The 824-nt window shown below is 67.4% G+C and carries 1 protein-coding gene; it reads right to left on the reverse strand.

Annotated elements, in window-relative coordinates; all coding sequences use genetic code 11:
- Positions 1-824: molybdopterin-dependent oxidoreductase (locus ABFA30_RS23855; RefSeq protein WP_410046075.1), on the reverse strand; the 824-nt coding region annotated here is incomplete at both ends.

Raw genomic sequence — 824 nt, forward strand, 5'->3', positions numbered from 1 at the left:
CGCGGTTTCAACTGGCCATGGGAGATGTGCACCATGCTGAAGGTGTCTTCCACGGTGACGCCTTGCGGCCCCTCGGCCTGCAGGTCGATTTCCGTCCGGCCGAGGCACGGCAGGATCAGCGCGTCACGCCCGGTCACCAGGTGCGAGCGGTTGAGCTTGGTGGCGATGTGCACGGTCAGGTCGCAGTTGCGCATCGCCGCATGGGTGCGCGGGGTGTCCGGCGTCGCCTGGGCGAAGTTGCCACCCAGGCCGATGAACACCTTGGCGCGCTGCTCTTCCATGGCCTTGATCGCCAGCACGGCGTTGTGCCCATGTTCGCGGGGCACCTTGAAGTGAAAACGCTTTTCGAGGGCATCGAGCAGACGCACCGGGGGCTTTTCGTCGATGCCCATGGTGCGGTCGCCCTGCACGTTGCTGTGGCCACGCACCGGCGACAGGCCGGCACCGGGCTTGCCGACGTTGCCGCGCAGCAGTTGCAGGTTGACGATCTCCTGCACGGTGGGCACCGAGTGACGGTGCTGGGTCACGCCCATCGCCCAGCACATGATCACCCGCTCGGCCTTGCGGTACATGCGCGCGGCCAACTCGATCTCGGCCTGGCTCAGGCCGGATTGCTCGATGATGTGCGCCCAGGGCGTGGCGTCCACCGCCGCCAGGTAGGCGTCGATACCGCTGGTGTGCTCGGCGATGAAGGCATGGTCGAACACCGCTGGCTCGCCCTTGGCCTGGGCCTCGCGCTCCCACTGCAGGAGGTACTTGGCGATACCGCGCATCACCGCCATGTCGCCGCCCAGGGCCGGACGGAAGTAGGCGGTGTTGGTCGG

It is taken from the genome of Pseudomonas sp. HLMP (assembly GCF_046365545.1).
Lineage (GTDB): Bacteria > Pseudomonadota > Gammaproteobacteria > Pseudomonadales > Pseudomonadaceae > Aquipseudomonas > Aquipseudomonas guariconensis_B.